Raw genomic sequence first — 14,424 nt, 5'->3', positions numbered from 1 at the left:
TTTAAAAGGGTTAACTATGATTAGTGTAATGGAAAAAGAGGCATTAAGTACGCCTGAAAAGATTCATAATCAATTAACAAAAAATGTTCATTTATGGCAGGAAGTCGTTGATAAAATGAAGGCTAATGAACCATCATTTGCAGTGACTATTGCACGTGGTTCATCTGACCATGCTGCTACATTTGCAAAATATTTATTTGAAATTAATTTAAATTTAGTCACAGCTTCTGCTGCACCTTCAACGGTTACAATTTATAACCAAGTATTGAAAATGCAAAATGCGTTAGTTGTGGCTATTTCACAATCAGGACAGTCACCTGATATTTGCCAATTTTTCCAAACAGCAACTGAATCAGGTGCACAAACCATTGCTTTGGTTAATCGAAAAAATTCACCACTTGCGTCAATTGCAACAAACCCAATTCCAGTTTGGGCAGATAAAGAGCATGCAATTGCGGCAACAAAAAGCTTTATAGCAACTTTAGTTGCACTAATTCAGTTTATTGCAATGTATCAAAATAATAAACAATTACTTCAAGCATTAAATCGATTACCTGAATATCTTGAAGCTTGTACTAAGATGAATTGGACAGCAGCAATTGATGCACTTTATTTAAGTTCTAATACCTATATTACAGCTCGTGGTTATGGGCTTCCTATTGCTCAAGAGGCGGCTTTAAAATTAAAAGAAACTTCTAACTTACATGCAGAAGCTTTTAGCTCGGCTGAATTATTACATGGCCCATTTGCATTAGTAAAACGACATTTTCCAGTACTTATATTTGCACAGAATGATGCATCATTAAAAGGTACCTTGGATGTGACCAAAAAAATGACAGAATTAGGAGCAAAAACCTTATTTGCAATGCCTGGAAAAGTCGAACATCTTATTTCAAGTACGCGACTACCCATGCCAGAGAGCTTACATCCTATTCTTGATCCATTATTAGTCATTCAATCGTTTTATATCATGGCAGCAAGATTAGCGAAAGCACGGGGACTTAATCCAGATAAACCAGAAAACTTAATGAAAGTAACTGAGACGTACTGATATGTCACCTAAGCATTATATTATCACAGGTGCTAAGGTCTTTCTTAATGGTCAATTTGTAGAAGATATGGCAGTTGAGGTAAAGGGTAAGCTTATTCACTCAGTTAAGCCTGTAGATGATTATTCTCATACAATTGCTAAAATCAAGCTTGATAAAACAGATAGCTTGATTCCAGGTTTTATTGATTTGCATATTCATGGCAGTTGTGGTGCTGATGTAATGGATGCATCAAAAGAAAGTTTAATAACAATTAGTCAGTCTTTACTAGAACAAGGTGTTTGTGGGTTTTTAGCAACAACGATGACGGCGTCTGAGTCAATGATCTCTAATGTATTAACTACAGTAGATGCGACCTATAAAGCAAATGAGCTACCAAATTTATTAGGTGTACATTTAGAAGGGCCTTTTATTAATTCAGACTATATGGGGGCGCAACCAGCCCAATATATACAAAAAGCAGATTATGAGTTATTTTCTAAATGGCAGAAGCTTTCAGGTGGCTTAATTCGCCAGTTAACAATAGCACCAGAGATAGATGGTGCGATGGAAGTTATTCATAAATTAAGTGATGCAAATGTGATTTTATCTGCAGGTCATTCATCGGCAAAATGCTGCCAAGCACAAAATGCATTTACATCTGGCATTACACATGCAACACATCTTTATAATGCAATGAGTGGCTTAGATAAACGTAATCCAGGGCTTGCAATGGCTGTTTTACTAGATGACAAAGTCAGCGCAGAGTTAATTGCTGATGGTGTGCATTTGTCGCCAGAGATCATGAAGTTGAGTGTTAAGTTATTAGGAAAGGATAGGATTATTTTAATTACCGATGCCATTAGTGCTCAAAGAGCAGGTGATGGTAGGTTTCAACTAGGTAGCCAAAGCGTAACGGTTAAAGGAAATCAAGCAAGACTTGATAATGGGGTTTTAGCCGGTAGTATATTAACAATGAATCAAGCAGTGCAAAATATTCATCAATTAGCAGGTGTAACTTTGGAAGATGCTATTTTAATGGCAACGCTAAATCCAGCTAAAAAGCTTAAAGTGGATCATTGTTATGGCCAAATAAAAGAAGGATATTATGCTTGTTTGTCAGTATTAGATGAACAGATTAATGTAAAAAGTACATGGTTTATGGGTGAATATAGGAGTTAATCAATAAGATGCCGTCGGATGACCAAAACTCTAATATGAGTGCTAAAATAATGCTATTTTCAATCGCCATCGCGGGTATGTTATATGGATATGATATCGGTGTAATTAATGGTGTATTTTTATTTGTAAAAAAAGATATTCCTATGACGGATCAACAGTTATCAATTATTGCTGCAGCTGTTTTAGGTGGTGGCGCACTAGCAACGTTAATAGCAGGGTTTTTAGCAGACTGGCTAGGCCGAAGAGTCATGGTTCGTATATCAGGTGTTATTTTTATTATTGGTGTTTTATTAGTGACATTTGCTAATAGCTATGAAGAATTATTATTGGGAAGGTTAATTCAAGGTGTTTCAGTGGGTATTATTACGATTGTAACGCCTTTATATTTAGCAGAATCCATGCCGACAAATTTGCGTGGTCGCGGTATTGTTTCTTTTCAGTTGTTATTAACATTTGGTATTGCCATTGCAACGGCATCAGGTCTTTTATTTCTAGGCGATGGAAATTGGCGAGGTATGTTTCTAACTGCAGTGATTCCAGCGATTATATTATTGGTAGTATCTCTCTTTATTAAAGAATCACCTCGTTGGTTAGCATTAAAGGGGCGGTTTTCAGAAGCTTATAACGTGTTATGTTTTAGTAATACTCAAGATGAAGCTAACAAACAGTTAGCAGAGATGAAGCAAACATTAGGTCAGAAAAATAATGTTGTAATGTTTAAGCTCTTATTTCAGAAAAAGTATATTTTTGCACTTTTATTGGTTTGTGCAATTGGCATATTAAACCAATTAACTGGGATTAATGTATTCTTACAATTTAGTGCAACCATATTAAAAGGGTCTGGCTTAGAAAGTAATCAGGCTTCTTTATTAGGAGGAACAACCATTGCGGTTGTTAATTTTATTGTCACTATTATCACATTTATGATTGTTGATCGTTTTGAGCGAAAAACATTAGTTGCATATGGTACAGCAGGTATTGTTATTTCACTAGCTTTTTGTGCATTGATGTATCAGTTATTGCCAGATAACCAACTAAAAGGCTATCTAGTGTTAGTTGGTTTAATTGGCTATATAATTAGCTTTGCATTTGGGCCTGGTGCTTTAGTCTGGACACTTTTATCTGAGTTATTACCATCAAGAATTCGTAGTCGTGGGATGGCAGTGGCATTATTTTTAAATAGTGCAGCCTCAGCAATTTTGGCATCTGAGTTTTTACCTATGGTAAATCAATTAGGCTATAGTGGTGCTTTCTGGTTATTTTCTTGCTTTACGTCAATCTATTTTATCCTAGTTGTGCTATTTGTACCAAAAACAAAAGGAAAAACACTGGAAGAAATTGAAAGAGCGTATAATAATAAACAGCAGAATATAGTTAAAACGTGAATAGCATGAAAATATTGGCATTAGATACTTCTACAGATAGTTGTAGTGTTGCATTATTAGTTGATCAATCTGTTTATGGCAAGACAATTTTACAGGCTCGTAAGCATAATGAGTTAGTGATTCCAACGATTGATGATTTATTAAAAGAGCAGCAAGTTAATATGGAAGATATTGACTATTTTGCTTGTGGCATTGGCCCAGGAAGCTTTGTTGGAGTAAGGTTAGGTGTCTCTGTAATACAAGGCTTAGCCTATGCAATAGATAAACCAGTCATTGCTTTTTCATCTATGAGTGCCATTGCGATTATGGTGATGGAAAAGGAAAAACTGAGTCAAATTCAAGTTGGTCTTGATGCAAGAATGGATGATATTTATTATGGCCATTATCGTAAAAAAGTAAGTGGAATTGTTGAAACAGTGGTTGAAAAAGGTATTCATACAAGTGCATTAGAACTTGACTATCAAACAAAGGATTTAGTTGGTGATGGATTTAAAATTAATGATGACCATTATCAACAGCATGTTGCAGGCCCATTGTCATTACGCTTTATTATGCCAACTTTATTAGATCAAATTGCTTCAAAGCAGACGCTTAGTGAAATTGAGATGTTGCAGCCTGTTTACTTACAAGGAGTTAAGAATTGGAAAAAACGAGCTAAATAGAATAGGGAATTGATTGAATGGATCATGCGTTTATTGGAGAGTTAGTTGGTACAATGTTTCTGATTCTTTTTGGAGGTGGGGTTGTTGCAGGTGTTTTATTAAAACATTCTAAAGCAGAGAATTCAGGTTGGATTGTGATAACAGCAGGGTGGGGCTTTGCAGTTATGATTGGTGTCTATATGGCACAGGCTGGTGGCTCAGCCCAGGCTGATATTAATCCAATTGTTTCAATTGCAAAGTATTTTTTTGGAATTTATTCTAATATTGGCCATGTGATAATGTTAATTATTGCACAAATCGTTGGTGCAATAATTGGTGGTGTACTTGTTTGGCTTTCTTATCTACCACATTGGAAAGCGACTGATAACCAAAGGTTTAAATTGTTAGTATTTTCAACTTCTCCTGAGATAAAGTCTCCTTTTTCTAATCTATTATGTGAAGTGATAGCTAGTTTTTCATTAATCGTATTTGTAGCAGCACTTTTAAAATATTATAACCATCAGTGGGTAACCGTAGATATTCCTTATGTTTTTGGTTTTGCAGTATGGGCAATTGGCTTATCTTTAGGTGGGCCAACAGGTTATGCAATTAACCCCGCACGTGATTTTGGACCAAGAATTGCGCATAGCATTTTACCGATTGCTAATAAAGGCTCATCTGAGTGGTCATATGCTTGGGTTCCTATTATAGGGCCTGTCATTGGCTGTTTTTTCGGTATTTTATTTGCAAAATTACTATTTATTTAGGTTATTATATTTATGGGCTATCGTTTATCTAAGCTATATACAAAAACTGGTGATAAGAAAAAAACAAAAACAGCAACCAACCAAGTATTGATTAAAGATCATCCAAAAATCACGCTCAATGGTGAATTAGATGAGTTAAATTCATGGTTGGGTTTAATCCAAAGCTTTCTTCAATCCGATCAGAAAATAGTTTGTGACTTACTACTTACTCTGCAACATCAATTATTTGACTTTGGTGGAGAAATTACATTACCTGAATATCAAAAAATTACTCAAGAGACAATAAATTATATAGAAAATAAAATTGATCAGTTTAATGATCAACTGCCACCTTTAAAAGAATTTATTTTACCTGGAGGAAATCAGGCTGCATCATTCTGTCATATAGCTCGAGCTGTATCTCGACGTTGTGAACGACATCTTGTCAGTTTATCTAGGTATGAAAAATTAAGTGAATATTTATTAATTTATTTGAATCGTTTATCTGATTTGTTATTTGTGTTGGCTAGATACTTAAATGTATCAAAAGACCAGCCAGAGATATATTGGCAGAGTCACAGAACAATGAAATAAAATGAAGTCATAATAGATATATGCTATAATTCACTAAATAAAATAAGTATAAATAAAACAAGAAAGTAAATGAAAATAATTATTCTAGGTGCAGGTCAAGTTGGTACATCATTAGCAAAAAACCTTCAATATGATCATGATATTAGCCTTGTTGATGTTGATATGGATAAACTACAGCATTTACAAAATAAGTTTGATATCAAAACAATTTGTGGCTCTGGTGCACACCCTCATATACTTGATGATGCAGGCGCTATGGATGCAGATATGCTGATTGCGGTAACGAATAATGATGAAGTGAATATTGTTGCCTGTCAGGTAGCTTATAGTCTGTATAAAACACCAATGAAAATTGCAAGATTAAGAAATAAAAATTTTGGGCGTTACCCGCAATTATTTGATAATGATCATATTCCAATTGATTTAATTATCAATCCAGCAGACTTAGTTACACGGCGTATGGTACGTTTAGTAGAGCATCCAGGTTCCTTTCAAGTATTAGATTTTGCTAATAGCCAAATCCATATGGTTGAAGCTGCCATTAATATTGGGTCGAGTCTAAATGGCATTAGTATTCGTGAATTTCGTCAAGATTTACCATTAAATGTTGATGCGAGAGTCGTTGCAATTTTTCGCAGTGGCTCGATGATTGAGTTTGATGCTGATACGATATTAAGGGCTTTTGATACCGTTTTTTTTGTTTGTGAAGCTTCAAAAACACAGAAAATATTAGTACTATTTCAACCCCAGCAAAATAAAATTAAACGTATATTTGTCGCAGGTGGTGGTAATATTGGTATGTATTTTGCAAAACAGTTAGAAGAGCATTATAGTTGTAAACTAATTGAGCGTGATGCAAAACGATGTTACAAAGCGGCTGAATATTTAAATGAAACTATTGTTTTAGCTGGCGATGCAGCAGATGCAGAATTACTACAGAATGAAAATATTGAAGATACCGATCTTTTTTGCGCAGTGACTAATGATGATGAGGCAAATATTATGTCAGCAATGCTTGCCAAACGTTTAGGTGCTAAAAGTACTATTGCTTTAGTCAATCATATGAGTTATGCCGAATTAATTGATGATGGTCATTCAATTGATAGAGCGTTATCTCCTCAACGTATTACCATTGGTGTGATTCTAACGCATTTACGTAAAGGAGATATGGTCAGTGTTTACTCTATGCTTGGTGGAAGTTGTGAAGCAATTGAAATTGTTGCTCATGGAAGCAAAGAAACATCAGGTGTTATTGGTAAAAATATTGGTCAATTAGACTTACCTGCCTCTGTTCGTTGTGGTGCTTTATATCGTGATAATGAAGTGATTGTGGCTCACGATGATGTGGAAATTCAATCAGGCGATCACTTGATTGTCTTTGTTGCCAATACTCGAGATATTCCAACGATAGAAAAACGTTTTCAAGTAGCACCAGTATTTGTATAGTTTTAGTTGGGTGTGGTATCACTAGATGTTGTGCTATGAGTGATCAGTTGATTTTTTGTAAGTGGTTTTGCTAGTAAATAACCTTGCATTAAATTACATTCTAATGACTGTAGCATATTATATTGTTCTATTGTTTCTATACCCTCAGCTATGATTTGCATATTTAAATTGTGAGTGAGTTGTATAATCCATTTAACAATTATATAGACATTAAAATCATCTGTTATTTTTTTGATAAACTCCATATCTAGTTTGAGTATATCTGCAGGTAAATTACTTAAACGACTCAGTGAAGAGTGGCCTTTACCAAAATCATCAATAGCAATTCTAAAGCCATAATTTTTTAATTCATTTAAAGCATATAATGTGGTTTGATGGCATGAAAAGAGAGATGTTTCAGTAATCTCTAATATAATTTTCTGGGGGTTAATGCCATAATACTCTATTAAACTAAGCATTTTTTTACGGTTTGATGTATCTTCTATCAACTTAGTTGATATATTAATAGAAAAGAAATAATTTTTGTATCGTTTGATTAAACTTCTAATTTCATTTAAAGCCATCTTAAATGTATAAAACCCAAACTGAATGACTAAGCCTCGTCTATCTGCCACTGAAAGAATATCATTTGCATGGATTGGTTTATCAAAATCTATTTTTGATCTAATTAATAATTCCACCCCTTTAATTAATTGAGTTTCATTAGCTATTTGATAAATAGGTTGATAGTGGAATGTGAAGCTTTGCTCAAAGGGTTGTAGTATAGCATCATAAATTATTTCATTTTTTATATAATCTTGGTATAGTTCATCGGAAAAGATAACATATTGATTTCTGCCTAATTCTTTTGCTTTATAAAGCGAGATGTCGGCACTGCGTTCTAATTTTTCAATAGAACTTCCAGAGCTAGGGTAGGATGCGATACCAAGACTTAGACCTATTCTAATTTGATAGTGTTTGATTGATATTTCAGATGCAATTGAATTTAAAATATTTCTTGCTACTAATTCTATTTCATTACTTGTATATAAACCTGTAACTAAAATAGCAAATTCATCACCACCGATTCGTGCAATAGGATATTGTTTAAATTTTTCTTTAAAAATTATTGAGATATACTTGAGAACTTCATCTCCCATATGATGGCCATATTTATCGTTAATTTGTTTAAAGTAGTCAATATCACAAAGAATAATTGATAAATACTGTTTGGAATGTTTAGCTTTAAGTAACTCTTTTTCAGCTATAAACTTAAATGATTTTCTATTTAATAAGCCAGTTAAATGGTCTGTTTGGTTTTTCTTATTTAAAATTGAAATAAGTCTTCCACGTTTAATTTCAAGATTATAATTACTAAGTAATAATTGGTGGTTTTGCCTATGAAGTGTAACTAAAAATAAGTAGTAAATTAGTGCTAAAGTAATCACTGCGATACTATTAGGACTAGTAATTAAAAGGTTTGTTATTAATACGGAAAGTATCACTGGCAAGCTAAAAGCTAGATAGCACATTTTAGAAGGCGCCATCGATACAATGCTTGCAGCTGAGATACCTATTAATAATAAGAGTATCAACATTTGTTGAAATTGATTATTAGCATCATAAAAAAACCAATAGACCCAAGCCCATAAAATACCAGTCATAAATATACTAACTAATTGAATATAATAAGCATATTTGTAGTTTAGCTGTTTTGAATAATAGCCAGATAAAAAGCGACTTAATACAGCTAAAATCATCAATAAAAACCAAATAGATGTTGATACAGTCAAAAGATGAACATTAGGCAGCAAATAAATAAAAGCAATTGCTAACGCTAGATTATAAAAGCTAGTATGGACAGAGTTTTTAAATAAGACTCCCTGCATTTTCTTTTGAATTTCAAGCTGTGATGTATTCATGGTTATATCTTTAAATTTAAAAAAATAATTTAATATCTATTTATATAAGCATAGAATATTATTTTATATATTGTTAGTTTGTTTTAATTAAAAAGATCTATTTTCAATCCATTGAATCAGGTCAGCTAATATCTGGCTTTTAGGCAAGAGGCTTGTAGCAAGATAAGCTTCTTTAAATGTTTCTCTTAGTAGGGTTTGGCTTTGTTCAAGGCCAAGTAAATTTGGGTAGGTTGCTTTATTATGAGAAAAGTCACTGCCTTGTGGTTTTCCTAATATTTCAGTTGTTGATGTAATATCTAAAATATCATCTTGAATTTGAAACGCTAGTCCTAGTGATAAGCCAATAGTTTTAAGTGAGTGTTTGTAAGATTCATTGTTAAATTCCCTAGAGAATATTAATCCAAGCTCTAACGCTGCTGTAATTAACCTAGCTGTTTTAAGTGTATGAATATGTTTTAGTGTTTTAAAGTCTATTTTTTTATTTTCAGATTGTAAATCTAATACTTGGCCTGAGACCATATCATTTGCAGCTAAGCTTAATGAACGGATGGCAAAGAGTATTTGTTCTGATGAGATATCATAGTTTTTGATAACTGGGTTAGTTAAAATACTAAAGGTTAGTGATTGCATGAGATCACCAGCAAGTATTGCAGTGGCTTCATCAAACTGAAGATGGCAAGTTGGTTTGCCACGTCTTAATGCATCATCATCCATAGCTGGCAAGTCATCGTGTACTAGAGAGTAGGCATGAATTAATTCTATTGCACTTGCAGCATAATCTAATGCCTGAATATTAGCATTAAAAATTTCACCTGAAAAATAAACTAAGATAGCACGAATGCGTTTGCCTCCATTTAATGCTGAATATAAAAGTGCTTCTTTTAAATAAGTGGCATGAATTTCTTGATGGTTAAGACATTCACTTAAAAATTGATTTATGCGTTTAATATAAGGTTTTATAAAGTCTTCCATAAGTATTTTAAGCATCGATTAATTGGCAAGCTAAATCAAATTGATGTTGAAGTGCGCCTTGGTTAGACTTGACAACGTGATAAGCATTTTCGCCAAGTGTATTACGTTGTGATTGATTTTGAAAAAGATCTAATAAGTGATTGGTTAAAGACTGGATATCTTTAACAATAATTAATGCATTTGCATCAAGCAGTGTTTGTGTGATCTCAGCGAAATTGAAGGTATGAGGGCCACTTAATACAGGTAGTGCTAAAGCAGCAGGTTCAAGTGTGTTATGACCCCCTCGCTTAATTAAGCTACCACCAATAAAAGCAATATCACTTACTTTTAATAAGCACATCATTTCTCCCATCGTATCACCAAGATAAGCTTGATTTTGTTCTAAAACGGGCTCATTTTTACTGCGTTTAGCTGTCTTAAACGCCTTATTTAATAAGTCATAGACAGTATCAAAGCGTTCAGGGTGTCGAGGTACATGAATTAACAAAGCATTAGGAATTTTATTTAAAATATTTTTATGTGCTTGAATGATAACTTCATCTTCCCCAGGGTGAGTTGAAGCAGCAATCCAAACAGGTCTATTATTAAAAGTATGCTTTAATGCTAAACCCTGCGACTCCATTTCCTGTGAAATTTGTATGTCATATTTTAAGCTGCCAGTAATCTGTAATTTTTTATCCTCAAGCCCAAGCTTTAAAAATCTTGCACCATCGGTTTTGTTTTGGACGGCAACAATGCTTAATTGATTTAGCATTTTTTTAGTTAACTTTGAAATTTTTTGATAACCAGTAGCTGATTTTTCAGATAGGCGAGCATTGGTTAACATAACATAGATATTGTGTTTATCACATAGATAAAGTAAGTTTGGCCATAATTCTGTTTCCATGATAATAAGGCATTGAGGTTTAGTACGTTTTAAGAAAATATTTAAACAAAAGCTGATATCATAAGGTAAATAGCAATGGTTAACTTGTGGAAAGTCATGATAGATTTTAGTAACTTGCTCGCTGCCTGTTACTGACATTGTTGTGATTAAAAACTGTTTATTAGGGTATTTATGGAGGAGTTTTTTTACCAATGGCGCAATGGCAAGTGTTTCGCCCATTGAAACGGAATGAATCCAAATTGGCTTATCAAGTTGTAATGAGCAGAACCCTAAACGTTCTAAATTACGTTTACGGTATCCTGGGCTTAAGCGACTTCGCCATAGATTTTTTAAAAAAACAAATGGCAGTGCAATGATAAATAAAAGATTATAAATCAATCGTATAAAGTAATAAAGCATATAAGTATCTATTATTTAGTTAACCAATCTAGATAAAGTTTGACACCTTCTTCAACACGCTTAAAAGGTGCTTTATAGCCAACAGCTCTTAATTTTGAAATATCTGCTTGAGTAAATGATTGGTAATGGCCTTTTAAATGCTCAGGAAAATCAATATATTCAATTTCACCGTGACCAAAATATTTAATAACCGAATTTGCAATATCGTTAAATGGCTGACTTCTGCCTGTTCCAAGGTTATATACGCCAGATAATACTTGAATATCTTCAAGCATTTTAGCTTTTTTAGCCTGATCATAAAACCATAGGTTGACATCGACAACATCGCCAACATAAACAAAGTCACGCGATTGCTCACCTGCGTTATAACCATCATAAGCACCGAATAATTTGACTTTATCGGTATCTTTAATTTGATTATAATGATGAAAAGCCACAGAAGCCATTGATCCTTTATGTGATTCTCTAGGACCATAAACATTAAAATAACGGAAGCCAACAACTAAACTTGTTGTTTCACCAAGCACATTATAACGAACGTATTGATCAAATTGAAATTTTGAAAAACCATACACATTAACAGGTAGTTCATTTGCACGCTCTTCTTTAAATGATTCGCTATTACCATAAGTTGCCGCACTTGAAGCATATAGAAAAGGAATGCTACGACTCAATGCAAAATGAAGTAAGACTTTTGAATATTCAAAGTTATTTTGCATCATATAACGGCCATCCCACTCAGTAGTAGCAGAACAAGCGCCTTGATGAAAAATTGCTTCAATTTCAATATCATCATACATACCATCTAATAAATCATTTAAGAAATCATCTTTATCTAAATAATCATTGAAATCACAGTCTGCTAAATTACGAAATTTATGCCCATCTTTTAAGTCATCAACCACTAAAATATCAGTAACGCCTCTAGCATTTAATCCTTTTACAATATTACTACCAATGAAGCCTGCACCACCGGTTACTATAATCATAATTTATATACCTTTTTAGAATTTATTCTTACTATCTGTTATAAAGCTAAATGAGCATACTATCAAATTTTTTGAATTACGTCATCATGACGTGTTTTTATTTTTATATTTATTGAAGTGTTTGGATAAAAGTTTTGTATAGCATATTTTCTAAATGTCATCAAATAAACAGTTATTGATACGATTTATATTGCAAGAAATCATACTTAATAACCAATTATAAATCTGATTATTAAGTAAGCTATTGATGCTATAAAAAGTATTAAATTATTTCTATTTTGATTTTTTAATGTTCAAAATACTCTCCTGTAAAATGTATGATACTTATGTATTTGATTATTTGTGTTTAGTAATACTTAGTTAAACGTAATATTTAGGAGATAGCAAAATGTATAGTGAGCATGATAATGAAAGTAGCTTAATTAGTACCTATCGTGAATATGAAACAAAGCATATGATTGGTAAAGTTCTTATGCGAGCACGTGATGAAGAATTCGTCATTAAAGCGATGGATTGGATTGAAATAAATAGTGAGCGATATGAAGATACCTATTCAGCAGGCGAGCAATTTGATCAAGCTATTGAAATGATTAATGAAAAATCTGAATATGCTGAATTTATGAATCGGTTGTATCAAGCATTTACAGTGGCATTAAAGCAAAATGCCATAGAGACATTTGAGGAATTTAGGGCAGTAAATACGATTTGTCAAAACTGCATTATTGCTGAAAAAGAAAGGTTCGATACTCCAACTATACAGCCAGTTAGAATTTTTGAAACGGCTAGTTCTAATAAGAATGAAAAAAATAGCTCTTGTACTTTGCTTTAAGTATTTATTAAATGAGCAATTACTGGGTTTTGTGTGTAGGTATTGCATAGATGCAATAGAGAGTAAGGTTGTGTAACTGCCCATTTATGAAGCAATGATACATAAATGAAGCTAAGCTGTCAACTATTAAAATAAAAAAATTAAAAACATAAATAGCAGATACTAACTTGGTATATTATTGCTTAAATTGATCTTTAAATAGTCTAACTTGGTTAATTTGCTCTTTAATTAAGGCGTCACCTAGTGCCTTACCTTTAAAACCTCTTTCAATGAGAGGTTGGGTTGAAACCTTCATAATGGCATTTTTAGCTCCTCTTAAGAAATCCATTTGTGGGTAAGGATAATTTTCAAACCCTGTGCGCCCACGGCTGTCGGCAAAACAAGCCATTAAAAAATCTTCAAAGCGATTTGGATGTTTAAGCGCAGATAAATGATAAAATAAATCAACAATACTCTTAGGTCTTAATTCAAATGCTTTATGGCAATGGGTATGATATTTAGCAACAAGCATACCTAATTGTTCAAAGCGTTTTGGAATGCGTAGGCGATAGCATAGCTGCATAACCAATTCAATACCACGTTTTTCATGGCCAATATGTTTTGGCCAAAGTGACTCTGGTGTTGTACCTTTTCCTAGATCATGAACCAATGATGCAAATCGTGCTTCTTCAGATAAATTAAGTTTAGCAGCTTGATCAAGCACCATCACTGTATGAATACCGCAATCAATTTCAGGGTGGTGTATTTTAGGCTGTGGGATACCAAATAATTGATCAATTTCAGGAAATAATTGTTTTAAAGCACCAACTTGTCTTAATATTTCAAAATAAGCAGATGGTGTTGGGCTATTAAGCGCTTTCAGTGTTTCTTGCCATATCCGTTCAGCTGATAGATAGCGTAACTCATCAGATGAAGTAATGGCTGTCATTAAGGTAATTGTTTCATCAGCAATTGAAAAACCTAAATGTTTAAATAAAGCATAAAAACGTGCAACACGTAAAACTCTTAATGGGTCTTCGCTAAATGCATCACTGACATGACGAAGTACTTTATGATTAATATCATTAATACCATTGTATGGATCAATGAGCTTACCATTTTCATCTTCTGCCATGGCATTAATGGTTAAGTCGCGGCGCTTTAAGTCTTCTTCTATTGAGATATCTTGATTTGCTTTAAAAGTAAACCCATGATAGCCTCGGCCAGATTTTTTTTCTGTTCGAGCAAGTGCATATTCTTCTTTTGTTTGCGGGTGTAAAAATACGGGAAAGCTTTTACCAACAGAGATAAAGCCTTCTTTTCGCATAATATTGGGTGTTGCACCAACAACCACCCAGTCTTTATCTGTAATTTCTAATTGCAGATATTTATCCCTTACTGCACCACCAACTAAGTATATTTTCATAATGATCTAATTAAATTTTGC

13 protein-coding genes are annotated in these 14,424 nt (G+C 33.2%); 8 read left to right on the top strand and 5 right to left on the bottom strand.

The features are described 5' to 3' along the window. Positions 1–16 precede the first annotated feature (16 nt). The 7 genes from KFE69_10945 to trkA all read left to right on the top strand — a co-directional run bounded on the left by KFE69_10945 (position 17) and on the right by trkA (position 7,022). Positions 17–1,051: an SIS domain-containing protein gene (locus tag KFE69_10945; protein UTW42013.1), complete on the top strand. Its 1,035-nt coding sequence runs from the start codon at positions 17–19 to the stop codon at positions 1,049–1,051. A gap of 1 nt (position 1,052) precedes the next feature. Further along, entirely contained in the window at positions 1,053–2,210 is a 1,158-nt protein-coding gene (gene nagA / locus KFE69_10940) for an N-acetylglucosamine-6-phosphate deacetylase (GenBank protein ID UTW42012.1), read from the top strand. 8 nt (positions 2,211–2,218) lie between these two features. Next, a complete protein-coding gene (locus KFE69_10935; GenBank protein ID UTW42011.1) occupies positions 2,219–3,595 on the top strand; it encodes a sugar porter family MFS transporter in 1,377 nt (458 codons plus the stop codon). A 5-nt stretch (positions 3,596–3,600) separates the two neighbouring features. Then, on the top strand, positions 3,601–4,257 hold the full coding sequence (tsaB, locus tag KFE69_10930; protein UTW42010.1) for a tRNA (adenosine(37)-N6)-threonylcarbamoyltransferase complex dimerization subunit type 1 TsaB: 657 nt from the start codon (positions 3,601–3,603) through the stop codon (positions 4,255–4,257). A 17-nt stretch (positions 4,258–4,274) separates the two neighbouring features. Beyond that, a complete protein-coding gene (locus KFE69_10925) occupies positions 4,275–5,003 on the top strand; it encodes an aquaporin family protein (protein ID UTW42009.1) in 729 nt (242 codons plus the stop codon). A gap of 12 nt (positions 5,004–5,015) precedes the next feature. Next, on the top strand, positions 5,016–5,576 hold the full coding sequence (locus KFE69_10920; protein ID UTW42008.1) for a cob(I)yrinic acid a,c-diamide adenosyltransferase: 561 nt from the start codon (positions 5,016–5,018) through the stop codon (positions 5,574–5,576). 69 nt (positions 5,577–5,645) lie between these two features. Continuing rightward, positions 5,646–7,022 (top strand): Trk system potassium transporter TrkA, encoded by a 1,377-nt coding sequence (gene trkA / locus KFE69_10915; protein ID UTW42007.1) that lies wholly within the window; start codon positions 5,646–5,648, stop codon positions 7,020–7,022. 2 nt (positions 7,023–7,024) lie between these two features. Here the strand turns inward: trkA and KFE69_10910 are convergent, their stop codons facing one another. The 4 genes from KFE69_10910 to rfaD form a co-directional block, all read right to left on the bottom strand. Further along, on the bottom strand, positions 7,025–8,923 hold the full coding sequence (locus KFE69_10910) for an EAL domain-containing protein (GenBank protein UTW42006.1): 1,899 nt from the start codon (positions 8,921–8,923) through the stop codon (positions 7,025–7,027). An 87-nt stretch (positions 8,924–9,010) separates the two neighbouring features. Further along, complete coding sequence (locus tag KFE69_10905; protein UTW42005.1) at positions 9,011–9,895, bottom strand: polyprenyl synthetase family protein; 885 nt, start codon at positions 9,893–9,895, stop codon at positions 9,011–9,013. A 7-nt stretch (positions 9,896–9,902) separates the two neighbouring features. After that, a complete protein-coding gene (gene waaA, locus KFE69_10900; GenBank protein UTW42004.1) occupies positions 9,903–11,180 on the bottom strand; it encodes a lipid IV(A) 3-deoxy-D-manno-octulosonic acid transferase in 1,278 nt (425 codons plus the stop codon). Between the two features lie 11 nt (positions 11,181–11,191). Beyond that, positions 11,192–12,169, bottom strand: a complete 978-nt coding sequence (rfaD, locus tag KFE69_10895) for an ADP-glyceromanno-heptose 6-epimerase (GenBank protein UTW42003.1) — start codon at positions 12,167–12,169, stop codon at positions 11,192–11,194. Positions 12,170–12,557: 388 nt separating this feature from the next. On the opposite strand from rfaD, the gene KFE69_10890 reads away from it, so the two are divergent. Next, positions 12,558–12,998 carry a hypothetical protein gene (locus KFE69_10890; GenBank protein ID UTW42002.1) on the top strand — a complete coding sequence of 147 codons (441 nt, stop codon included), beginning with the start codon at positions 12,558–12,560 and terminating at the stop codon, positions 12,996–12,998. Positions 12,999–13,173: 175 nt separating this feature from the next. On the opposite strand, the gene KFE69_10885 is transcribed toward KFE69_10890, so the two are convergent. Then, the gene (locus tag KFE69_10885) at positions 13,174–14,403 is read right to left on the bottom strand and encodes a multifunctional CCA addition/repair protein (GenBank protein ID UTW42001.1); all 1,230 of its coding nucleotides are present in this window, start codon (positions 14,401–14,403) and stop codon (positions 13,174–13,176) included. Positions 14,404–14,424: the final 21 nt, after the last annotated feature.

It is taken from the genome of bacterium SCSIO 12844, from assembly GCA_024397935.1.
Taxonomy (GTDB): domain Bacteria; phylum Pseudomonadota; class Gammaproteobacteria; order Francisellales; family Francisellaceae; genus M0027.
The sequence above is the reverse complement of the archived record's forward strand: the minus strand, read 5'-3'. Positions and strand labels throughout refer to the sequence as shown.

Coding starts and splice junctions, on each gene's coding strand:
- KFE69_10945 (UTW42013.1), top strand. CDS start 17: ATGATTAGTGTAATGGAAAAAGAGGCATTAAGTACGCCTGAAAAGATT.
- nagA (UTW42012.1), top strand. CDS start 1,053: ATGTCACCTAAGCATTATATTATCACAGGTGCTAAGGTCTTTCTTAAT.
- KFE69_10935 (UTW42011.1), top strand. CDS start 2,219: ATGCCGTCGGATGACCAAAACTCTAATATGAGTGCTAAAATAATGCTA.
- tsaB (UTW42010.1), top strand. CDS start 3,601: ATGAAAATATTGGCATTAGATACTTCTACAGATAGTTGTAGTGTTGCA.
- KFE69_10925 (UTW42009.1), top strand. CDS start 4,275: ATGGATCATGCGTTTATTGGAGAGTTAGTTGGTACAATGTTTCTGATT.
- KFE69_10920 (UTW42008.1), top strand. CDS start 5,016: ATGGGCTATCGTTTATCTAAGCTATATACAAAAACTGGTGATAAGAAA.
- trkA (UTW42007.1), top strand. CDS start 5,646: ATGAAAATAATTATTCTAGGTGCAGGTCAAGTTGGTACATCATTAGCA.
- KFE69_10910 (UTW42006.1), bottom strand. CDS start 8,923: ATGAATACATCACAGCTTGAAATTCAAAAGAAAATGCAGGGAGTCTTA.
- KFE69_10905 (UTW42005.1), bottom strand. CDS start 9,895: ATGGAAGACTTTATAAAACCTTATATTAAACGCATAAATCAATTTTTA.
- waaA (UTW42004.1), bottom strand. CDS start 11,180: ATGCTTTATTACTTTATACGATTGATTTATAATCTTTTATTTATCATT.
- rfaD (UTW42003.1), bottom strand. CDS start 12,169: ATGATTATAGTAACCGGTGGTGCAGGCTTCATTGGTAGTAATATTGTA.
- KFE69_10890 (UTW42002.1), top strand. CDS start 12,558: ATGTATAGTGAGCATGATAATGAAAGTAGCTTAATTAGTACCTATCGT.
- KFE69_10885 (UTW42001.1), bottom strand. CDS start 14,403: ATGAAAATATACTTAGTTGGTGGTGCAGTAAGGGATAAATATCTGCAA.